Source organism: Burkholderia sp. BCC1972 (assembly GCF_905339605.1).
GTDB lineage: Bacteria > Pseudomonadota > Gammaproteobacteria > Burkholderiales > Burkholderiaceae > Burkholderia.
The window spans coordinates 70,597-92,551 of sequence record NZ_CAJPGH010000020.1; the positions used below are offsets into that span (position 1 = coordinate 70,597).

General features: G+C 67.1%; 18 protein-coding genes. 11 read left to right on the plus strand and 7 right to left on the minus strand.

Features of this window, described 5'->3' with window-relative positions; all coding sequences use genetic code 11:
- Positions 1-3: 3 nt before the first annotated feature.
- Entirely contained in the window at positions 4-711 is a 708-nt protein-coding gene (gene pcaH / locus U5798_RS25560; protein WP_322083602.1) for a protocatechuate 3,4-dioxygenase subunit beta, read from the minus strand.
- A 277-nt stretch (positions 712-988) separates the two neighbouring features.
- Positions 989-1,564 (minus strand): YiiX/YebB-like N1pC/P60 family cysteine hydrolase, encoded by a 576-nt coding sequence (locus U5798_RS25565; RefSeq protein WP_322083603.1) that lies wholly within the window; start codon positions 1,562-1,564, stop codon positions 989-991.
- Positions 1,565-1,684: 120 nt separating this feature from the next.
- On the opposite strand from U5798_RS25565, the gene U5798_RS25570 reads away from it, so the two are divergent.
- The 4 genes from U5798_RS25570 (at position 1,685) to U5798_RS25585 (ending at position 4,345) form a co-directional block, all read left to right on the plus strand.
- Complete coding sequence (locus tag U5798_RS25570) at positions 1,685-2,422, plus strand: helix-turn-helix domain-containing protein (protein WP_124448010.1); 738 nt, start codon at positions 1,685-1,687, stop codon at positions 2,420-2,422.
- 77 nt (positions 2,423-2,499) lie between these two features.
- Positions 2,500-3,486 carry a pca operon transcription factor PcaQ gene (pcaQ, locus tag U5798_RS25575; protein WP_124448008.1) on the plus strand — a complete coding sequence of 329 codons (987 nt, stop codon included), beginning with the start codon at positions 2,500-2,502 and terminating at the stop codon, positions 3,484-3,486.
- 127 nt (positions 3,487-3,613) lie between these two features.
- Entirely contained in the window at positions 3,614-3,973 is a 360-nt protein-coding gene (locus tag U5798_RS25580; protein ID WP_322083604.1) for a type II toxin-antitoxin system RelE/ParE family toxin, read from the plus strand.
- Between the two features lie 75 nt (positions 3,974-4,048).
- Positions 4,049-4,345, plus strand: a complete 297-nt coding sequence (locus U5798_RS25585; RefSeq protein ID WP_124448004.1) for an XRE family transcriptional regulator — start codon at positions 4,049-4,051, stop codon at positions 4,343-4,345.
- A 97-nt stretch (positions 4,346-4,442) separates the two neighbouring features.
- Here the strand turns inward: U5798_RS25585 and U5798_RS25590 are convergent, their stop codons facing one another.
- The 3 genes from U5798_RS25590 to U5798_RS25600 all read right to left on the minus strand — a co-directional run bounded on the left by U5798_RS25590 (position 4,443) and on the right by U5798_RS25600 (position 11,031).
- Complete coding sequence (locus tag U5798_RS25590) at positions 4,443-5,717, minus strand: APC family permease (RefSeq protein WP_322083605.1); 1,275 nt, start codon at positions 5,715-5,717, stop codon at positions 4,443-4,445.
- Between the two features lie 138 nt (positions 5,718-5,855).
- Positions 5,856-10,316 carry a DEAD/DEAH box helicase gene (locus tag U5798_RS25595; RefSeq protein WP_322083606.1) on the minus strand — a complete coding sequence of 1,487 codons (4,461 nt, stop codon included), beginning with the start codon at positions 10,314-10,316 and terminating at the stop codon, positions 5,856-5,858.
- Positions 10,317-10,506: 190 nt separating this feature from the next.
- On the minus strand, positions 10,507-11,031 hold the full coding sequence (locus U5798_RS25600; protein ID WP_124447998.1) for a metal-dependent hydrolase: 525 nt from the start codon (positions 11,029-11,031) through the stop codon (positions 10,507-10,509).
- 428 nt (positions 11,032-11,459) lie between these two features.
- Between U5798_RS25600 and ggt the strand changes: the two genes are divergently transcribed.
- On the plus strand, positions 11,460-13,181 hold the full coding sequence (gene ggt / locus U5798_RS25605) for a gamma-glutamyltransferase (protein ID WP_322083607.1): 1,722 nt from the start codon (positions 11,460-11,462) through the stop codon (positions 13,179-13,181).
- A gap of 108 nt (positions 13,182-13,289) precedes the next feature.
- On the opposite strand, the gene U5798_RS25610 is transcribed toward ggt, so the two are convergent.
- The gene (locus U5798_RS25610; protein ID WP_124447995.1) at positions 13,290-14,213 is read right to left on the minus strand and encodes an alpha/beta fold hydrolase; all 924 of its coding nucleotides are present in this window, start codon (positions 14,211-14,213) and stop codon (positions 13,290-13,292) included.
- Positions 14,214-14,565: 352 nt separating this feature from the next.
- Here U5798_RS25610 and U5798_RS25615 point away from each other — a divergent pair, with 352 nt between their 5' ends.
- A complete protein-coding gene (locus tag U5798_RS25615) occupies positions 14,566-15,015 on the plus strand; it encodes a winged helix-turn-helix transcriptional regulator (RefSeq protein ID WP_089453165.1) in 450 nt (149 codons plus the stop codon).
- An 84-nt stretch (positions 15,016-15,099) separates the two neighbouring features.
- Here U5798_RS25615 and U5798_RS25620 read toward each other — a convergent pair whose 3' ends face one another.
- On the minus strand, positions 15,100-16,515 hold the full coding sequence (locus tag U5798_RS25620; RefSeq protein WP_322083639.1) for a TolC family protein: 1,416 nt from the start codon (positions 16,513-16,515) through the stop codon (positions 15,100-15,102).
- Positions 16,516-16,793: 278 nt separating this feature from the next.
- Between U5798_RS25620 and U5798_RS25625 the strand changes: the two genes are divergently transcribed.
- The 5 genes from U5798_RS25625 to U5798_RS25645 all read left to right on the plus strand — a co-directional run bounded on the left by U5798_RS25625 (position 16,794) and on the right by U5798_RS25645 (position 21,954).
- Positions 16,794-16,970, plus strand: a complete 177-nt coding sequence (locus U5798_RS25625) for a hypothetical protein (protein WP_006479216.1) — start codon at positions 16,794-16,796, stop codon at positions 16,968-16,970.
- 224 nt (positions 16,971-17,194) lie between these two features.
- On the plus strand, positions 17,195-17,380 hold the full coding sequence (locus U5798_RS25630; protein ID WP_006479215.1) for a hypothetical protein: 186 nt from the start codon (positions 17,195-17,197) through the stop codon (positions 17,378-17,380).
- Positions 17,381-17,524: 144 nt separating this feature from the next.
- Positions 17,525-19,645: a peptidase domain-containing ABC transporter gene (locus tag U5798_RS25635; protein WP_124447991.1), complete on the plus strand. Its 2,121-nt coding sequence runs from the start codon at positions 17,525-17,527 to the stop codon at positions 19,643-19,645.
- Positions 19,642-20,646, plus strand: coding sequence for a hypothetical protein (locus tag U5798_RS25640; protein ID WP_322083608.1), 1,005 nt, complete (start codon positions 19,642-19,644; stop codon positions 20,644-20,646). Before U5798_RS25635 ends, U5798_RS25640 begins: the two co-directional genes overlap by 4 nt.
- Positions 20,647-20,658: 12 nt before the next feature.
- Entirely contained in the window at positions 20,659-21,954 is a 1,296-nt protein-coding gene (locus U5798_RS25645; RefSeq protein WP_322083609.1) for an HlyD family secretion protein, read from the plus strand.
- Position 21,955: the final 1 nt, after the last annotated feature.

Here is a 21,955-nt window from a genome sequence, read left to right on the forward strand (position 1 = left end):
GGTTCAGCGCTCCATCGGGGTAGCGTCGCGGCCGCGCAGCACGATGTCGAATTCGTAGCCGAGCGCGTAGCCTTCTTCGGTGATGTCCATCGAGAAGCGCGAGATCAGTCGATCGCGCGCGGCCTCGGGCGTGCCCTGGAAGATCGGGTCGTACGCGAGCAGCGGATCGCCGGGGAAGTACATCTGCGTGACGAGACGCGAGCCGAAGTAATCGCCGAACAGCGAGAAGTGGATGTGATTCGGGCGCCACGCGTTCGGATGGTTGCCCCACGGATACGCACCGGGCTTGATCGTCAGGAAGCGGTAACGGCCTTCGTCGTCGGTCAGGCAGCGGCCCGCGCCGAGGAAGTTCGGGTCGAGCGGCGCGTCGTGCTGGTCGACCTTGTGCACGTAGCGGCCGGCCGCGTTCGCCTGCCACACCTCGACGAGCGTGTTGCGCACCGGCTTGCCGCCTTCGTCGAGCACGCGGCCCGTGACGACCATGCGCTCGCCGAGCGGCTCGCCGTTCTTCACGGCGTTCTTCGTCAGGTCGTGGTCGAGCACGCCGAGATCCTCGGCGCCGTAGACGGGTGCGTACTGGTCGCGCAGCTTCTCTTTCAGCGGGATCAGCGGGCGGGTCGGGCCGCGCTTCACGGACGAGCGGTATTCGGGGTGGACATAGGCCGGATGCGACGGCCAGTCGCGCGGCGTGAGGATCGTGGGGGAATCCATCGGGCGTCTCCTGATAGGTTTTTCGCAAAGTGGATGGCAGGACTTTAGCCAATCCGGAAAGTTATGCAAAATGACCTTTTTTAGCGAATCACATAACTGTTCGTTATGTTCGGCGCGCCCATGAAAAATCCGCCGGACAGGATGCCTGTCCGGCGGATGAAAGCGATCGGGCTTCGCGTCGTCGGTGACGACCCCGTGCACGGCCCTCCAGCTAGCCCGTCGCTATTTTTTGTCTTTTGTTCTTGTTGTTATGCGGTCTCCCCGAGCGCGCCCGTTGTCAGGCATGGCCGGGATCGAACACGATCCCGTCGAATTCGAGTGTCAGCGCGCCGCTGCGCAGCAAGGCGGCCGGCGTCGCAGCGGGGTCCGTGCCGAGCACGTCGCTCACGTACCGCGCGCAGAACCCGCGTCGCACCCGCGGGTTGAAGCGCTTGCCGAGCAGTGCGTCGATCCGCTGTTCGGCCGTCGCATGCACGCGGCGCTGCGCGTCGGCGGTCGGCGCCGCGACGCGGCGGGCCAGTGCGATGCGCCCGCCGTCGGTACGGGCGACGAAGCGCGACAGCGGCGTGAGCGTCGTCCATGCCAGCGCGGCAGATTCGGCGATCACCGGTTCGTCGCCCGACGTATCGACGACGATGCCGAAGCGATTGGCCCACGCACCGGTCGAGCCCGTCGTGCCTGCCGCGTCGCGCGGCGCACCGGCCGGCACGCGGATGAACACGAGATCGCCGACGTGCGCGCCGGCGGCCAGTGTGCGCACGGTCGCGAGCGGCAGGGTGCGAGCCGTGTCGCGGGCTTCGCGCGGAGCGGTGTGGTGCGGTTCACAGGCGGCGGTTTCGGTTCGGGTGGTCATTTCGGCTCCGTCGTTGAGTGACAGGACGGAGCGGATTATGCAGACAAGTAACGGAAAGTGCTCATCTGTGAGCGCAGGTAGCCTAATATCTGACCTGGAGCATCATTTTTCGATACCGATATGACCGAAACCGCCCAACTCATCGAAACGCTGAAGCGCCAGTTGAAGGCGCAGGGCATGACCTACCGCGACGTCGCGCGTGCGCTCGACGTCTCCGAGACGAGCGTGAAGCGGCTGTTCGCCAGCGGCCGCTTCACGCTGGAGCGCCTTGCCGAGATCGCGCAACTGCTCGGCTACACGCTGGCCGAGCTCGTGCAGGAGGCGTCGGCATCGGCGCCGAGGCTGCACGTGCTGACCGAACAGCAGGAGGCGCTGCTCGTGTCGGACGAGAAGCTGCTGCTCGTGGCCGTCTGCGCGATCAACTACTGGACCGTGCAGGACATCGTGTCGGCCTATCAGGTGACGAAGGCCGAGTGCGTGAAATACCTGCTGATGCTCGACCGGATGAACGTCGTCGCGCTGCTGCCGGGCGACCGGATTCGCGTGCGCGTCGCGCGCGATTTCGACTGGCTGCCGGGCGGGCCGATCCGCCGTTACTTCCATGCGCATGCGCTCGGCGATTTCCTCGACAGCCGCTTCGACGGCGCCGGCGAGACGATGACGTTCTCGCAAGGGATGCTGACCGAGGCCGCCGCCGCGGAACTCGAACTCGAGTTGCGCCGGTTGCGCAGCAAGGCGGCCGCGCTGCATGCGGAGTCGTCGTCCGCGCCGCTCGGGCAGAAGCACGGGACGGGCTTGCTGATCGCCAAGCGGATCTGGGAGCCGTCCGGTTTCCAGGCGCTGCGGCGTGTCGCGTGACATCGCACCGCGTGCTTGGGGCTTTCCGGAAAGTTATGCAAAATGGCGTTTTGTCGTCATCTGCATAACCGCTCGTTATGAATAATCGAATCGCCGACGGCCGGGTCAAGTTCCGGCACCTGCAGTGCTTTCTCGCGGTCGCGCAGCTGGGCGGCGTGCAGAAGGCGGCCGAAAGCCTGTCGATCACGCAGCCGGCCGTGTCGAAGACGATCGCCGAACTGGAGTCGATTCTCGGCGTGAAGCTGTTCGAGCGCGGCCGGCAGGGCGCGCAGCCGACCCGCGAGGCGCAACTGTTCATGCCGCATGCGAATGCGTGCGTACTGGCGCTGCGGCAGGGCGTCGGGCTGCTCGCGCGCGAAGGCGGGGCCGCTGCCGCGACGCTGGAAATCGGCATGCTGCCGACGGTGGCGGCGTCGCTCGCGCCTGCGTTGATGAAGGCGCTGGCCGAGCGCTGGCCGCGCGTCGTCGTGCGGATCGCGACGGCCGCGAACGCCGATCTGCTCGAGCGCCTGAAGTCCGGCGCGATCGAGTGCGCGATCGGGCGGCTGTCGGAGCCGGAGCGGATGATCGGTCTCGCATTCGAGCAGTTGTACAGCGAGCCGCTCGTTGCGGTCGTGCGCGCCGGGCATCCGCTGCTGGCGAGCGCCGCGCCGGCCGCCGAGCTCGCGCGCTATCCGGTCGTGCTGCCGCCGTTCGGCACGCTGATCCGCCAGTCGGCCGAGCAACTGCTCGGTGCATGCGGCGTGCCGCCGCTGGATTCGTTCATCGAGGTGCTGTCGGTGTCGGTCGCACGCGCGCTGGCGCTCGAGAACGACGCGGTCTGGTTCGTGCCGCTCTATGCGGCCGAATACGACCTGTCGGCCGGTGCGCTCGCGCGCCTGCCGCTGCCGTCCGCGGGCACCGACGAACCGGTCGGGCTCGTACTGCGCACCGATGCGCAACCCTCACCGGTCGCACGGACGCTGATCGACGCCGTGCGCGACATCGCGCGGTCGCGGTTCGGCGACGCGCACGCGCACCGGGCGCCACGCGCGGCGCGCAAACCGGCTCGCAGCGACGGTTGATCCGTCGGGCTGCACGCGCCGCACGACCCGAGCCGTTTTCCCGCTGCCGGATTGGCCATCCGGCCAGTAGCGATCTTCGTGGTGCTTGGCATATCGTACCGTTTTTGGTACGATTAGTGACAAGACGATGGCGAGACAGCAGATCCAGGCCACGCTCGGCGTGCGGTTCTTCCGCACGGCCCGCGGCAACGAGCCGGTGCGCGAATGGCTCGGCTCGCTCAGGCAAGCGGAGCGAAGGGCGATCGGCGAAGAGATCAAGACCGTTCAACTCGGCTGGCCGCTCGGCATGCCGCTGGTCCGGAAGATGGCGAAGGATCTATGGGAGATCCGCGTGATGCTGCCGGGGCGGAGCGCCCGCGTGCTGTTTACGGTGTCCGGCGGCACGATGGTCCTGCTGCACGGCTTCTTCAAACAGTCGCGGGCCACGCCGCAGGACGATATCTCCGTCACCGTCGCGCGCCTGAAAGCGCTGACGCATGCCATTTGAATTTCCCCGGTTGTGCCGGAACGCATCGCCCCCGATGCGTCGGGCGACCGGCAACGCCATGCACTGGAGTACGACATGACGACCACGAACAACCCGCATATCGGCAGCGATTTCGATGCCTTCCTCGAAGCGGAAGGCAATCTCGAGGCGGCCACCGCCACCGCGATCAAGCGCGTGATCGCGTGGCAGATCGGCGAGGAAATGAAGGCGCAGCACATCACGAAAACCGCGATGGCCGCGCGGATGAAAACCAGCCGCGCCGCGCTCAACCGGCTGCTCGACGAAACCGACACGAGCCTCACGCTGGCGACGCTCGCGAGCGCGGCTGCCGCACTTGGCAAGCGGCTCAGCTTCGCACTGGTGCCGGCCTGACCGGCGCGCAGGCATCGCACCCGGCATCCTGCGGACCGGCGCTTCGCACGCGCAGCGATGCGAGCAGGCACGCGTCGGCCTGCTCGCACACGGCGGGTCATTTGCGTGACGCGGTCACCTGCAGATAAAACAGTGCAGCGCCCGCGATCAGCAGCGGGCACAGGAAATACCAGCCGGTCGTCAGGAACAGCCCGGCGACTGCAACCAGCGAAACCCACGCGCAGCGGTACGCGATCCCGCCGCGCGGCAACAACTTCAACGCAGCTGCCGCGCCGAGCCCGTACACCATCACGAAACATCCGGACGTGACGAGCACGAGCGGCTTCGGGCCAACGTCCGAGAGCGTCGTCGCGGCCAGCGCGACGGCTGCGAGCACGGCGATCACGCCGAGGCTGCGGCGCGGCACGCCGCCGACCTGGCTGCCTTGCGCGAGCCACGCGGGCAGCGCGCCGTCGCGCCCGAGCGCTGCACCGAGCTTGGCTGCGCCCGCGAAATACGCATTCATCGTACCGAGCGTGAGCAGCAGCGCGGCCGCGGCGGCCAGCACCTGAGCGTGGCTGCCGATGCCGCCCGCGATCAGTTCGGCGAGCGGCGCACCCGATGCGCCGGCGGAAGGACCGAGCACCATCACGCTCGCAGCGGCCACCGACAGGTACAGGAACCCGACCACCACGACCGCAATACCGGCGGAGCGCGGCATGTCATGGGCAGGCCGGCGGAATTCCGCGGCAAGATGCGTGATCGCTTCCCAGCCGGCAAAGCTCCACACAAGGAGCGCTGCGGCCTGGCCCACTGCGAGCCAGCCATGCGGGGCAAACGGATGCAGGTTCCCGGTGCGCGCATGCGGCGTGGACGTGAGCACTGCGGCGAGCAGCAGCGTGACGAGCAGTGCCGACAACACGAGCTGCATGCGGCCCGAAACGGTGACGCCGAATGCGTTCGCGGCCGACACGGTCGCGATCAGCGCGGCGGCCGTGACGATGACTGTCGTGTGTCCGCCACCCGTGACGGCCGCGACGTAGGCGCCGCCGAACATCGCGGCGGCCGGTGCACCGGCCGGCACCGCAAAGTAGAAACACCAGCCGACGATCGCCGCGGCCTTCGGTCCGAATGCGCGCCGTGCGTAGGTCGAGACACCGCCCGAGTCGGGATAGCGTGCGCCGAGTGCGGCGAAGGTGGCGGCAAGCGGCCCCGACAGCACGACGAGTGCCGCCCACGCAAGCAGCGAGGCCGGGCCCGCGACCTCGGCGGCGAGCGCGGGCAACGCGATCACGCCCGTGCCGAGCACGGCGCCGATATACAGCGCAGCGCCTTGGAAAATGGTCAACGAACCCGCGTGATGAGCGGCGGGAGAATCGGCATGCGAGGCCATGTGCGGCAGTCTCCGGAAGTCTTGTTGTGCAGGGTGACGAGCGGGAGCCCGTGCGGTCGATCGTTCGATGCTACCCGAACGATCGCGGCAGCGCGGCACGGCGATCAGTAGTCCGTGCAGTGCGCGTGTCAGCCGATGTCAGCAGTAACGCGCGAGCCGCAGGCGCGCATCCTCGCGGGCGGCGGGCGACAGGTCCGGCGCGTAGTGGAACGTACCGGATACCAGCGATGCGACGGGCACGCCGTCGCGGAACAGCACGCGATTGCCGGCGAGCGCCGGCACCTTGTCGCCGGGCAGCAGCGTGCCGGCGAGGTTCAGCGGGTCGGCGCCCGTCACGCACACGTACTGCCCGTCGCCCGGTTGCCGCCTGAGTTCGCGCAGGATCGGGATGGCTTCGGGCAGCGCGAACTGTTCGCCCGCGAGCCCGGCGACGAAGCGTCCGCCGCGAATCTCGCCGCGTGCTTCGAGCCGTTGCAGCACGCGCACGAGCTCGCGCCAGCTCGGCAGCCAGTCGGCTTCGCGTTCGAGCAGCCGCCAGAACACGACGCCGTAGCGGCGCAGCAGCGTCCATGCGATGTGTTCGAGCGCGTCGGGATCGGTCGCGGCCAGGCCGCGTTTCGACGCGGCCGCATCGACCGGCGGCGCGTGACGCTGTACGAGCGCCCAGCGGCCCGCGTCGTCCATCCCGCCGATCAATGCGCCGCCGCGTCGCGTGCGCGGTGCATAGGTCGCGCTGCGCTTGACGGCCGGTTTCAGCAACGCGCGCAAGCCCGCGTAGCTGTCCGCGTTCACGAGGCCGGCCGATACGAGTTCGCCGAGCGCCTGCTCGAGCTCGACGGGCAGCATGTGCAGGTCGTCGAGCAGCGCATCGAAGAACATCGCGCCGTGCGCGGCGAGCGCATCGCGTACCTGTGTGGCGCGCGCGGACAGCGCCGGTTGCGCATCGGGATCGCGCAGCGCCTGCCATGCGGAAAGATGGCGGCGCGGCAGCAGTACGATCGGCGTCGTTTTCACGGGCGTGCCGGCCGCCCGGGCAGGTGCGCCGATGCGCGTCCAGACCAGCTTGCCCGAGCGGCACAGCTCGTCGAGGCCGCCGGCCATGTAGTCGGTGAGCCGCGCGGGCAGCAGCGCGTCTTCCCATGCACTCGCCGCGGCCTCGTAGCCTTCGAGCTGCTCGACCACGGCCGCGAGTGCGTCGCGGCCGGTGCCGCGCGTGTCGGGCGTCAGGTGCTGCCAGTGGAACAGGAAGCGCATGAAATCGGCTCGCTCGACCGGCTCGATCTCGCGGCGCAGCCGCTTCACCGTGTAGCGGTGAATGCGCGCGAGCAGGTGGCGTTCGCACCATTCGTCGGTCGTCGCGCCCGGCGTGAAGCGGCCGCGCATCACGTAGCCTTCGCGCTCCAGTGCCGCGAGCGCCGTCGCGATCGACGCGGTCGGCAGGCCGAGCGGTGTCGCGATCGCGTCGAGCGTGAGCGGCCCGAAGCCGGTGAGCCGCGCGCGGATCACGTCGACGAGCGCTGCATCGGCTTCCCAAGGCTGCGCGCACACGGCCGGCACCTTGAGCGCCGGCATCGTGCGTGCGTCCGGATGCAGCGTACGCAGGCATACGAGCCGTTCGACCGGTACCCACAGCGCGGCGCCGTTGGGCACGACGAGTTGCGTCGCGCGGCGCCGTTCCGCAAGTTCTGCGAGCTGCTCGGGCCAGCCTGCGTGGGCCTGGGTTTCGCTGTCGGCGATGCAGGCGAGCGTGAGCAGCGCATCGTGCATTTCGTCGGCGTCGCGTACGAGCGGCCATGCTTCGTCGCGCACAGCGTCGATCGCATCGGCGTCGAGTGTGCCGAGATCGTCGGCCGACTCGGGATCGCTCCAGCGGCGCGACTGTACGGCCTGCGTGCGGCGCTCCTCGAGCGGCGCATCGTCGAGGAATGCGTAGGGCTTCGCGTTCAGGATCTCGGCCGCGAGCGGCGACGGCGCGGGCAGGTCGCGCGCGACGAGCTCGATCGCGCCGCTTTCGATCCGGCGCAGCAGCGCGAGCCAGCCGTCGGTATCCATCGCGTCGTGCAGGCAGTCGTCGAGCGTCTGGTCGACGAGCGGATGATGCGGAATCTCGCGTTCGCCGACGATGTTCTCGAGGCACGCGACCTGGTCGGGGAACACGGTCGCGAGCAGATCCTCGCTCTTCATCCGCTGCAATTGCGGCGCGGTGCGCCGGCCACCGGTGAAGCGCGGGAGCGCGAGCGCGGTCGTCGCGTTCCAGCGCCAGCGCACGCCGAACATCGGCGCGTCGAGCAGCGCCTGGACCAGCACGTGCTCGGCGCTGGCCGAACGCAGGTAGCGCCACACTTCGTCGAGCGCGAAGCTGTGCGCGAGCGACAGCGACAGGATGATCGCGTCGTCGGTCGCGGCGGCCTGCAGCTCGAAGTTGAAGCTGCGGCAGAAGCGCTTGCGCAGCGCGAGCCCCCATGCGCGGTTGATGCGGCTGCCGAACGGCGAATGGATCACGAGCTGCGTGCCGCCCGACTCGTCGAAGAAGCGCTCCATCACGAGCGTGTCCTGCGTCGGCAGTGCGCCGAGCGCGGCGCGCGTGCGGGCGAGGTAGTCGACGATCTGGCGCGCGGCGTCCGGGGACAGGCGAAGATCGTCGACCAGCCAGCGCAATGCGGGTGCGAGGCGGCTGTCGGCGGGGGCGAGCGTGGTGCCGGCTGCGGCATTCGCTTCGGCTTCTGCGTTGCCGCCCGCACGTTTGCGTCCGCCGGAACTGGAACCGGCACCGGCGGCTGCCTGCCGTTCGCCGTCGGCGAACAGCCCGTCGAGCCGTGCGCGCAGCCGTCCGACCGCCGCCGACAGTTCGTCGCTGCGCCCGAGCCCCTCGCCGAGCCAGAACGGAATGCTCGGCGATTGCCCCTGCGCATCCTCGACACGCACGCGGCCCGTTTCCACGCGAATGATCCGGTACGACTGGTTGCCGAGCTGGAACACGTCGCCGGCCAGGCTCTCGATCGCGAAATCCTCGTTGACGGTGCCGACCTGGATGCCCTGCGGTTCGAGCAGCACCGCATAGTCGGCCATGTCGGGGATCGTGCCGCCGGACGTCGTCGCGGTCATCATCGCGTTGCGGCGCCCGCGCACGGTGCCGCCGACCACGTCGCGATGCAGGTACGCGCCGCGCACGCCGCGCCGGCTCGTGAAGCCTTCGGCGAGCATCTTCATCACTTCGTCGAAGCGTTCGCGTGTCAGCCGTGCGTACGGTGCCGCGTGCGTGAAGCGCGCGTACAGCGCGTCTTCCTGCCATTCCGTGCACGCGACTTCGGCGACGATCTGCTGCGCGAGCACGTCGAGCGGCGCTTCGGGAATGCGCAGCGCGTCGAGTTCGCCGCGCTGCACGCAATCGAGCAGCGCCGCGCATTCGACGAGCTCGTCGCGCGACAGCGGAAACAGCCGGCCTTTCGGCACGCCGCCGACATGGTGCCCCGAGCGGCCGACCCGCTGCAGGAACGGCGCGATCCCGCGCGGCGAGCCGACCTGGCAGACGAGATCGACGTCGCCGATGTCGATGCCGAGTTCGAGCGACGCCGTAGCGACGAGCAGCTTCAGTTCGCCGCGCTTCAGGCGTTGCTCGGCGTCGAAACGGTGTTCCTTCGCAAGGCTGCCGTGATGCGCGGCGATCGCGTCCTTGCCGAGCCGGTCGGCGAGATGGCGCGCCATGCGCTCGGCGGTGCGCCGTGTGTTGACGAACACGAGCGTCGTGCGATGCGCGGCCGCGAGCCCGGCGATGCGGTCGTACACCTGTTCCCACACGTCGGTCGCCATCACGGGTTCGAGCGGCACGTTCGGCAGTTCGAGCGCGAGGTCGCGCTCGCGCGTGTGGCCCGTGTCGACGATCGTGCAGTCGCGCGGCGCGTCGGCCGGGCCGCCGACCAGGAAGCGCGCAACCGCGTCGATCGGCTTTTGCGTGGCCGACAACCCGATGCGCGGCAACGCGTGGCCGGCCAGCGCGTCGAGGCGTTCGAGCGACAGCGCGAGATGGCTGCCGCGCTTGGACGACGCGAGCGCATGGATTTCGTCGACGATGACCGAGCGCACGTTCGACAGCATCTGCCGCCCCGACGTGGACGACAGCAGCACGTACAGCGATTCGGGCGTCGTGACGAGGATGTGCGGCGCGCGCTTGCGCAGCGCGGCGCGCTCCGCTTGCGTGGTGTCGCCGGTGCGCACGGCCGTGCGGATCGCCGGCACCGGCAGGCCGAGTTGCGCGAGCGATTCGGCGATGCCGGCGAGCGGCGCGTCGAGGTTCACGTGGATGTCGTTCGACAGCGCCTTCAGCGGCGACACGTAGACGACCAGCGTCGCGTCGGGCAGCGTGCCGTCGTGCGCCAGCGCATCGCGCACCAGATCGTCGAGCGCGCACAGGAACGCGGTGAGCGTCTTGCCGGAGCCGGTCGGCGCGGCGACGAGCGTCGACCGGCCGGCCTTGATGTGCGGCCACGCGAGCGCCTGCGCGCCGGTCGGCGCGGCGAACGTGCGACGGAACCACGCGGCGACGGCCGGGTGGAACACGTCGAGCGCGCGGGTTGCAGGGCGGGTAGCTGTGACGTCCATCGAAACGTTGAAATGGGGTGCGAGTGCGCGGACGAACCGTGCATGAATCGAATCGTCAGTGTGCCAGACGTCGCGCGTGCGTGCCGGGCATGCATGCTGACGATCCAGATTCAGATGGGGGCGCGCACCGCGCTTTCAACGAACCGAAAGTTGCGTGCAATTCGGTGTGCCGAATTGCGTCGAATTGCAACTAGACGCGATGCAGCCAGCCGAGCCAGTGTTCGAGCAGCGGCGCGCGCGACCACAGCGACTGCGCGAGCCACAGCGTGCCGCCCCATGCTGCGGCCACGACGATCAGGTCGCAATGCCCGCTGTTCCACAGGTTGAGCGAGTGGCGCCGCCAGATCCACGGCACGCCGAGCGGGTTCGGCCAGTCGGCCAGCAGGTGCATCACGCCGCCGCAGGCGAAGCCGAACAGCGGCGCGGCCCACAGCGGATGCGGATGATGGATGAGCCCGTGCCAGCCGAGCGCGAGCAGCGCGATCCAGCCGATGCCCCAGTGCGTGACGGTGCGATGCGTGATCCACAGGCGGCGCTTGCGGCTCCACCACGCGACTTCGAGCCAGTCGGGCGCGGTGCCGCCCGCGACGCCCGCCACGAACGCGGCGAGCATGCCGATGTGCCACGGGCCGGTGGCGCCGGTTTGTGCGACGAGGACGGCGGCGGCGACGCCGGCCGCGAAGCCGGACGCGTGATGCGCATTGTGTGATGCCATAGCGAGCGAGACGAAGAAACGTGAAGCGGCACGTGGTCGAAACGGTGATGCCGTGCGAAAGGGGCGCTATCTTCGCAGATCGAATCGCGCTGCGGGAGGGGCGTTTGCAGATTTTTTTGCGCGTGCTGCGCGGCATGTCGCGAGGTTCGCAACTTTCGGTTTTTGTGCGCTGCGTGATGGCGTGTATTGCATGTGGTTTCGATCGATGCGTTTGCACGTCGCGGCGCTGCAACGTGACCGCGCATACGCCATCGGCCCGCTGAGTGATCAACCGCGCGCAATCCGGGTCAATTCGTAATATGCGGTGCAGTTTCATGCCGAATTACCCGATTTACTACGAAATCCTCATGTGGCTGACGAGGTGCCAGCGGCTATAAGCGGATCAGGTGCTTTTCCTGCCTGAAGAAGATCCACATGGGGGACATGCAATGACTACGCTGAATCGCTTCAAGACATCCGCTGCCGTGCTCGCGACGATGGCCGGCATCGGGTTCCTGCCGAACGCGCCCGCATACGCGAAAGGGCCGCAGCCGGCCATCCTGACGAGCTCGGCGGTTGCCGTGGCCGACAAGTACAGCGCGGATGCCGCGGAGCGGATCTTCAAGGAAGGCGGCAACGCGATCGACGCGGCCGTCGCGATCGCATTCACGCTCGCCGTCACGTATCCGGAGGCCGGCAACATCGGCGGCGGCGGCTTCATGACGATCTACAAGGACGGCAAGCCGTACTTCATCGACTATCGCGAGCGCGCGCCGCTCGCCGCGACGAAGGACATGTACCTCGACAAGGACGGCAACGTCATCAAGGACATGAGCCTGTACGGCCCGCGCGCGGCCGGCGTGCCGGGCACCGTCGCGGGCATGTGGGAAGCGCAGAAGCGCTTCGGCAAGCTGAAGTGGAAGCAGGTGCTCGCGCCGGCGATCCACTATGCGCGCGACGGCTTCGTCGTCGACGAGCAGCTCGCGCAGCGCGGCGTCGATGCATCCAAGGAGTTCGGCGGCAAGACCAACTTCGACAAGTACTTCTCCGGGCTGAAGGCCGGCGCGAACTTCAAGCAGCCGGACCTCGCCGACGTGCTCACGCGGATCGCGAACGACGGCGCGGAAGGTTTCTACAAGGGCAAGACGGCCGAGCTGATCGCCGCGTCGATGAAGACCGGCGACGGCAACGGGCTGATCACGACCGAGGATCTCGCGCAGTACCGCGCGGTATGGCGCCAACCGGTGCAGGCGAAGTGGAACGGCTATGACGTGATCACCGCGCCGCCTCCGAGCTCGGGCGGCATCGGCCTCGTGCAGCTGCTGAAGATGAAGGCTGTCCTCAAGCCAGACTTCGAGGGCGTGAAGCTCAACTCGCCGCAATACATTCACCTCGTCGCCGAAATCGAGAAACGCGTGTTCGCCGATCGCGCGCAGTATCTAGGCGACCCGGACTTCTACAAAGTGCCGATCGCGCAACTGACCGACGACGCGTACATCGCGAAGCGCGCGGCCGAAGTAAGCCCGACCCAGATCGCCGACACGAAGAGCGTGCAGCCGGGCCTCGGCACGACGATGCCGGAGAAGGCCGAAACGACGCACTTCTCGGTCGTCGACAAGTGGGGCAACGCGGTGTCGAACACGTACACGATCAACGGCTACTTCGGCTCGGGCGTGATCGCCGACGGCACGGGCATCGTGCTGAACGACGAGATGGACGACTTCTCCGCGAAGCCGGGCGTCGCGAACATGTTCGGCGTGGTCGGCAGCGACGCGAACGCGATCGAACCGAAGAAGCGCCCGCTGTCGTCGATGTCGCCGACGATCATGACGAAGGGCGGCAAGGTGTCGCTCGTGATCGGCACGCCGGGCGGCTCGCGCATCTTCACGTCGATCTTCCAGGTGATCAACAACATCTACGACTTCAAGATGCCGTTGAAGGAAGCGGTCGGCGCGATGCGCTTCCATCACCAGCTGCTGCCGCCTAACACGATCTTCTGGGAGCCGTACCACCCGATCGAAGGCGAACTCGCGAAGCAGATCGAGGCGCGCGGCTATACGCTGAAGGGGCAGGATTTCAGCGGCGACATCCAGGTCATCAAGATCGACGGCAAGACGCCGGAAGCGATGGCCGATCCGCGTGGGCGGGGTGTGACGCGGATCATTCGATGACGTGACGTGACGTGACGTGACGTGACGTGATGCGTGCGTGTTCGCGTTCGCGAAAGCGGCGCGCACGTCGTTCGGCAGCCGGGCGTGTCGATCCGGCTGCCGATTTTTCTAGCCGGTCGTCCGGATGAAGCCGGCGATTCGCTCCGCAATGGCGTCGGGCGCATCTTCGAAGCAGTAGTGTCCGACGCCCGCCAGCCGCTCGACCGGCGCCGACGGAAACAGTGCGGTAAAGAGCGGCAGGAAGTGTTCGGCGCCGAGCGTCCGGTCGGCGTCTCCCCAGATCGCGAGCGCGGGTTTGTCGCGTATCGCGCGCAGTGCCGCCGCATCGGGCGCCTCGAACCGGTGCGCGCCGGCCGCATGGCCGCGCGCCCATCCGATCGCACCCAGGCAATCCGCCGGTTGCGCGAACGGCGCACCGTACGCGTCGATCCACGTATCGGTGACGACTGCGTGGTTTTCGAAACCGTTCAGCTTCAGCGTGCTCAGGATGTTGAAACCGAGCTGCCCGAGTACCGTTTCGAGCGTGTCGTCGGCCGCCGCGCGCATGATCCACTGGAACCACGGCGCATCGCGGCCGTTCGCGGTCAGCCGCTCGACGAGGTCGGGCTGGCCGAACGGCGTCGGCCCGTTCGCCGACACGATGCGCCGGATCCGGTCCGGATGACGCGCGGCGAGCCCCATGCCGACCGGGCCGCCGAAATCGTGCATCACGAGCGTGAGGCGATCGAGGCCGCGCGCGAGCACGAAGCGCTCGAGATTGTCGATGTGATCCTGCAGCCAGTAGCTGCGGTCCTGCGGCGTCGCGCTTTTGCCGAATCCCATGTGATCGGGCACGACGACTCGGTGCGTCGGACTCAGCGCCGTCACCAGATGGCGGAACAGATAGCCCCACGTGGGCTCGCCATGCAGGCACAGGACGGTTTCACCGTCGCGGGGGCCTTCGTCCACGTAGTGCATCCGGAAGCCGGATGCGTCGTCGAAATGCGGGGCGAAAGGAAAGGTGCCGTCGAACGTGGCATCGGACCGGATCATCGAACGCTCCTTCAGGTAGTCGGATAGTCTGGTTTCAAGTTGAAACCGAATGGAAGCGTAGGATAGAAGGTTTCAAGTTGCAACCGAAAGAGTGATCCGGCTCGCTGCCGGCGGGCGGCGTCACTCACGCGTAGCGACGCGCTCGAACGAGCTGATTAGGAAATTTATCGTCATAACGGTATGCGCCACATGCCAATCTGGGCCGAAACCTTCGCACCGTTCATCGATCCCGAACAGTCGGGTTCGCCCAATTGATCTTTTGCTATCCAGGTTTTATATTGCAACCATTCATTTCACCGGACACGACCGCCGTTCAGCCCGCCCGCTGGGCGCGGCATTGCTCCATGCATCGATGAACCGACGAACCACGCACGAAGATTCCCCCTGCGGCGTCGCCCGCCCGCTGGACGCGATCGGCGACTGGTGGTCGCTGCTGATCGTCCGCGACGCGTTCGACGGGCTGCGCCGCTTCGGCGAATTCCAGAAGAACCTCGGCCTCGCGAAGAACATCCTGGCCGCCCGCCTGCGCAACCTGGTCGCGCACGGAATCATGGACATCGTGCCGGCCGCCGACGGCGGCGCACATCACGAATACGTGCTGACCGAGAAGGGGCGCGGGCTGTTTCCGCTGCTGGTCGCATTGCGGCAGTGGGGCGAGGATTTTTTCTTCGAACCGGACGAGGCGCACGTGCTGCTCGTCGACCGGAAGACCGGGCTGCCGGTCAGGAAGCTGGAACTGCGTTCGCAGGACGGCCGCGTGCTCGGGCCGGAGGACACGGTCGTGCTGCCGCCGCCCGACTGACGTGCGGCGAACCGGCCGGCGTCAGCGCTCGCTCAACGCATGCGCCTGCGCACGGATGCGGCAAGCGACGAGCGGGCATCGCGTTCAACCGCGGTCGTTCGCCGCGTTGCTTTCGAGGAAGCCGTCCACCGCGATCAGCGACTGTTCGTCGAGCGTGCCGAGCACGCTTTTCAGTTTCAGTTGCAGCTTCAGCGCATCGAGATAGCTGTCGAACAGCTTCTGCCGGATGCCCGAGATGTCGCGCCGCAGGTTCAGCGTTTCGTAGGTCGTGCTGTAGCCGACCTGATGCGCCTTCATCGACGAATCGTACGCGAGCCGGGCGGCCTGCAGCGACTGCTGCAGCGCGCGGATGCGCTTGCCGACCGATTCCAGCGCAGACAGCGCCTCGCGATGATCAGTGCCCAGTTGTTCCTCGACCTCGCGCAGCCGGTTGCGGTATTGCTCGGTCACGTGCTCGGCCTCCACCTGCCGGTAGTACACGCTGCCGCCGGAGAAGATCGGGATCGTCACCTGCACGCCGACCGCGCTCTGATGGAAGTCCGAGCGATCGGTGAGCCCGCGCAGGTTCGGATTGAGCCCGCGCGAATACGATGCGAACAGGTCGACGGTCGGCAAGTGCTCGGCGCTGACGCGTTTCGCCGCGAGCCGCGCGACCTGGACATCGCGATACGCCTGCCGGTACGCGGGGTTGTCCTGCGGCGCGTATTCGCCCGACGGAATGCGCGGCGACGACCCGCGCATCGCGAGCCGCGGCCAGCGCGCGAAATCGATCGTCGAACCGAGCAGCGTCTCGTAGCGTGCGCGACGCGCGTCGACGTCGGTCTGGGCAAGTGCCTCGTCGGATTCCGCGAGGCTGCGACGCGCCTCGATCTCGGCCGTGTCGCCGATCGTCTTCATCCCGAGCTGCGCCATGCGCCGCGTGTCGCTTTCGAGCCGCGTGAGCGCGCTGACTTCATCGTCGGCCGACTGCAGTTTCTCGCGCGCGCTCAGCAGGTCGAAGCACGCGTTCGCGACGCGCAGGATCAGGTCCTGCTTCGCGACCTCGAGCTTCTGCTTCGCCGATTCCTCGTATTCGGTCGCGCGCCGCATGTCGTACAGGTAGGGCACGTTGAACAACGCCTGCGTGACTTGTGCGGAACCGTACGCGGCATTGCTCGACCCGCTGACGTCGATGCCGAACAGGTTCGCGTGCGTGCCGTAGCGCCCCCATTCGAGTTGCGCGGCGGCCTGCGGCAGCATCTGCGCGCGCGCTTCGGGGAATTTCTGGCGGGCCGCATCGTATTCGCTGCGCGCCTGCAGGTAGCGCGGATCGTGCACGGACGCGTACTGGTAGGCCGTGTCGAGGCAGAACGCCTGCGCGTTGATCGACCCGCTGGCTATCGTTACAGCGAACACTGTCACGGTTGCAAGTCGGGGATTCCACCTAGTCGAAAATCTTGATAGGGAAATACCCGCATTCCGCGTCGCCGATCCGCGATTCGCGCATCTCGTTTCAAACATGGCCGTCTCCGTCTCCTGCCCGTGCCGCAATGCCTTGCGGCGGGATTTAAACGTTTTGAAATTGAAATTCAAACAGCATGAATGTCCATTACCCGTCACACAACGAAAAACACACCTGTAAGAGTGTGTCCTCCATTGAATTCCGATGCGTCCGCATGATAGCCTGATTTCGGCTCGTAATCGCAGTGATTATTAGATTAACAAGTCGCTCGGGATTAAAAGCCGTTTGTCTTTCAATGAAGGTTCTTTGCATCATCTTTATTTTTTACGAGGAGAGAATGATGAAGGTCATGACGACGGAACAGGTCAGGAATGTGCATGGCGGCGGTGCGATCAGCTCGCTGGGTAGCCTCGCCGTTGACGCCGCGCCGGTGGTGACCGCGCTCGGCCAGTTCCTGCCGAGCCTCGGCAATTACCTGCAGAACCCGAAGACGTTCAATAACACCGGCAAGTAACCGCCGTGCGCGGGGAGGCGCCCCCCGCGCGAAATGCTGCGAAAAGAAGGAAAAGAATCGATCGCCGCAGTGGTAATAAAGCGAATCCGAAATGAATTATTTCGGATTCGGGCGATTATCGGGAGGCGGGAGTGCCGGATTATCTCCGTAATAAAGCAAACGGCCATCGAGTTTGCAATTGGCTGACGGCTGAAGGCATTCCGAAAATATAAAGGCCACGACAAATGCGAGACATCACGGAAGAACAGGCCCGCCAGATTCGCGGCGGCGCGTCGCTTTACTCCAATTCGGCCGCCTATACGGTCGATCTCGTCAACCAGTCGATCGGGACCACGCTGCAGGGCCTGATGACCCAGTACCAGGCCCACGCCGTCGAACAGTTCCGGATGTCGCTCGGCTCGTCGCGCTGAGCGGCCTGCCAAGCCACCGGCAACACCGATCTTCCGTCGCGGCCGGCCGCGCGCCGGCTGCGCCCATGCGACTCGCGCACGACCCGTCACGGGCCCGCACCGGCAGGCCCGGGCGGCGCGTCGTCGCGCCCCGGGTGCCCGACCATGCTCTTCAATACGCGTAAAGTCCGTCCGGTCCTGCAGGACGAGGTGACGGAGTGCGGCCTGGCCTGCCTCGCGATGATCGCGTCGTGGCACGGGCGCGAAACGACGTTGCGCACGCTGCGCAACCGCTATCCGGTCCGGATCGATTCCGGGCTGTCGTTCTTCGACCTGATGGAGATCTCGAACGATCTCGGGCTGCGCGCCCGCGGGCTGCAGTTCGACGCGGGCGAACTCGACGCGCTCAAGACGCCGTGCATCCTGCACTGGGGGATGAATCACTATGTCGTGCTGACGAAGGTCGGCTACGGCAGCGTGCACATCGTTGATCCCGCGCTCGGCGAGACGAAGCTGCCGCTCGCGCAGGCGCTCACGCACATCACCGGCTATGCGCTCGAACTGAATCCGGACATCGGCTTCACGCGGGCGGGGCAGGCCGACCGGATCCGGCTGCGCGACTACCTCGAAGGGCTGACGGGCATCCGCAAGAGCCTCGCGATCGGCATCGCGGGCGGTGTCGCCGCGCAGCTCCTGCTGCTGCTCGGCCCGTCGTACGTGCAACTGACGATCGACGAGGCGCTGAAGAAGACCGACGTCGACATCCTGTACCTGCTGACGATCCTGTTCGCGATCGTGTTCCTGTTCGACACGCTGTACGCGAACCTCGTCGGCAACATCAAGAGCTACCTGCGCAACATCGTGTCGCAGCAGCTGTCGGCGAACATGGTCGGCCATCTCGCGCGGCTGCCGATCGGCTATTTCCTGTTCCACAACACCGGCGATTCGATTTCGCGCGTGTCGTCGGTGTCGGAGGTCGGGCGCTTTCTCGTCGACGGGCTGGTCGGCGGCCTGCTGAACGTCGTCACCTGCACGCTGACGCTCGTGCTGATGCTGTACTACAGCCCGGTGCTGGCCGGCATCAGCCTGGCCGGGATGGTGCTGTTCGCGCTGAGCCGGCTCGCGATCCAGCCGCAGCTGCAGGACGCGATGTCGCAGATCCTCACGCGCGGCGCCGAGGCCGATGCGCTGCTGATCGAGAACATCCGCTCCGCGCATTCGATCAAGCTGCTGTCGGCCGAGACCGCGCGCAGCAGCCTGTGGGTCAACGCGTTCACGCAGAAGCTGCAGGCGATGCGCCAGCAGGAGCGGCTGCAACTGCTGTTCGATGCGATCTCGAAGGGAATCGTGCATGTCGAGCAACTGGTGATCGTGACCTACGGCGCGTGGCTCGTGATGCACGGCCAGAGCACGATCGGCGTGATCTACGCGTTCATCCAGTACAAGAACCTGTTCGCGGACAAGTTCATCGACTCGATCCAGCTCTACGTGCGCCGCAAGGTGCTGCAGGTTCACATGGACCGCGTCGCCGACGTGCTGCAGACCGAGACCGAGGAGCCCGCGCCGGACGCGGTCGTGCGGCCGGTCGACGGGTTCGACGGCGCGCTGTCGATCCGCGCACTGTCGTACACGCCGAAGGGCGGCAATCGCCCGATCCTGCGCGACATCGCGCTCGACGTGCCGGCCGGCGGCAAGATCGCGATCGTCGGCCGCACCGGCAGCGGCAAGACGACGCTGCTGAACCTGATCTGCGGGCTCGTGCGGCCGGATCGCGGCACGCTGTTCGTCGGCGGCGTCGATCTCGCGGAAGTCAACCTGCGGCAGTACCGCAAGCATCTCGCGGCCGTCACGCAGTCCGACCAGCTGTTTCGCGGGACGATCCGCGACAACATCACGAACTTCGCGCCGGCGCCGCGGATCGGCGCGATGTTCGACGCGGCGAAGCTGGCCTGCATCCACGACGAGATCGAGCGGCTCGACCACCGCTACGACACGCCGCTTGGCGATACGCAGAAATTCCTGTCGGCCGGCCAGATGCAGCGGCTGCTGATCGCGCGGGCGCTGTATTGCGAGCCGCGCCTGCTGATCCTCGACGAGTTTTCGTCGAACCTCGACCAGGCGACGACGCACGAGATCTGCCGCAACGTGCTGACGCTGCCGTGCACGATCGTGCTCGTCACGCACGACGCGTCGATCCTGTCGATGGTCGACCGCATCTACCAGATGAACGAAGGCATCCTGATCGATGCGACCGACGCATGGCGCGCGAACGAGGAGATGCGGTGATGCTCGGGCGACTCTTCCTGCTCAATCCGTTCTCGTACGCGTTCCTCGTGCGCCGCGCGGTGCGTGCGGTCGCGTTGCGCACGTCGCCCGCGCGCGGGCTGCGGCTGATGCGCTGGTGCTCGGGCGCGTGCCTGCGCTGCTTTCCGCGCATTCGCGAATCGGTCGAACGCGCGGTCGCCTACATGCTGAGCGCGCACCTGAACGACGATCCGCGGCGCGTGCGCGAAGTGTCGGCCGCGATCGTGCGCGAGCTGTTCGAGGCCGAGTTCGCGGGGCTCAAGCTGCGCACGCACAGCCTCGAATCGATGAAGTCGATGATCGACGGCATGGCGTGCGAAGGCGACGACCAGTTGCACGCGGCGCTCGCACGCGGCGGCCCGCTGATGCTCGCGGGGCTGCACTTCGGCAACCTGATGCTGTTCGTCACGAAGCTGCGCTTCATGATTCCGGACGACCGCAAGCTGATGGTGATCCTGCACCGCGATGCGCCCGGTGCGTTCTTCGACGATGCGCTGCGGCTCGTTGCCGAATACGGTGCCGGCGAGGTCGAGTTCATCGACATCGAGGAGCGCGTGCACCTGCGGCGGCTGATCACGAGCCTGCGGCGCGAGGCGCCCGTGTTCCTGCTGTTCTCCGACCTGCACGGCAAGTTCGGCAAGACCAACCGCTGCCGGCTCGGCGGGCGCTGGGTGCGGATGGCCGGCGGCGGCGTGAAGCTTGCGGTCGAGCAGGGGATTCCGCTGCTCGTCGCGTACGCGACGGGCGTGCCGTTCCGCGATCGCTGCGCGGTGCATTTCACCGAGCTCGCGGCCAGCCCGCTCGCGCCGATGCTCGGCGCGGACGACGACGCGTCGCCGGTGCGCGCGACGCACCAGCGCATCGTCGACCGGCTCGAACAGGCGCTCGTGCGCCAGCCGGAGCAATGGCATTTCTGGGAACACTTCACGCCTTACCTGATGCCGGCGCCGCTGCTCGATGCGGCCGCGCGGCGTCGCTCCTGACGAGCCTGCCCCATGCCGACCTGGAACTCCGCCCTCCGAGAACAGAAGCCGTCGCGCAAGCTCGCGCGCGGCACGACCTTCGGCACCGTGATCCACGGCGTCGTCGACGTGCCGGTGTCGATGCGGTTCTTCTGCTACCTGTCGCTGGCGATGTTCGCGATGTTCGTCACCGCGCTCGTCGAACTGAGCTACGCGAATACCGAGAGCGTGTCGGGGATGCTGACGCCGCGCTCCGGGCTGATCGGCGTCAGTGCGCCGCCGGGCTGGGCCGTGCGCGACATCTACGTCGGCAAGGACCAGCACGTGAAGGCCGGCCAGCGGCTGCTCGCGGTGACGCGCGACACGAGCTTCGTCAGCCAGGCGAACAACGTGCAGGGGATGCGCATGGCGCTCGACCGGCAGCGCGTCGAGGTGAAGCAGCAGATCGACGCGGCGCAGCTTGAATACCGGTCGTCGGTGCAGCAGATCAACCAGCAGATCGCCGCGCAGGGCGAGAGCCGCGGGCTGATCGACCGGCAGATCCAGGACCAGAAGCGCATCGTCGACGAATACGGCGAACGGCGCGCACGCGTGAAGCAGCTGCTCGACGAGCAGGTCGTGACGCTCGAGCAGTACAACCAGGTCAACACGCAGTACCTGCAGGCCGGGCAGGCGTACCAGGACCTGCTGCTGCGCCGTGCCGAGCTGGCGAAGAACGCGATGAAGCTGCGCGGCGATCTCGACACGATGCAGAGCAAGTACGACGGCGCGAACGCCGAGCTGAAGATCAAGCAGGAAGAACTGAATGCGAAGGAATACAACATCGACGAGAACGTGAACCAGGTGCTGTACGCGCCGGCCGACGGGCAGATCGTGCGGCTCGATGTCGTGCAGGGCGGCGTGATCGACCCGCCCGGCACGCGCGTCGTCGAGATCCTGCCCGCGAAGGCCGACGGGCTGATCGCCGAGGTCTACATTCCGTCGTCGAAGGCCGGCTTCGTGAAGAAGGGACAGGAAGTGAAGGTTGCGTACGCAAGCTATCCGGTCGAGAAGTTCGGCACCTATCGCGGCAAGGTGCTGTCGATCTCGCCCGTTGCGTTCTCGGCGAAGGAACTGAACCTGCCCGGCGACGCGGCCGCGCCGCAGACCTACTTCAAGACCTGGGTCGAACTCGCCGATCGCACACTGTCGTTCGAAGGGCGACCGTTGTCGCTGCGGGCCGGGATGATGCTGAAGGCCGACGTCGTGCTGGAGCGGCGCAGCCTGCTCGAATGGCTGTTCGAGCCGCTGTACCGGATCCGCCAGCGCCTGTTCGGCGTGCCGGCCTGAG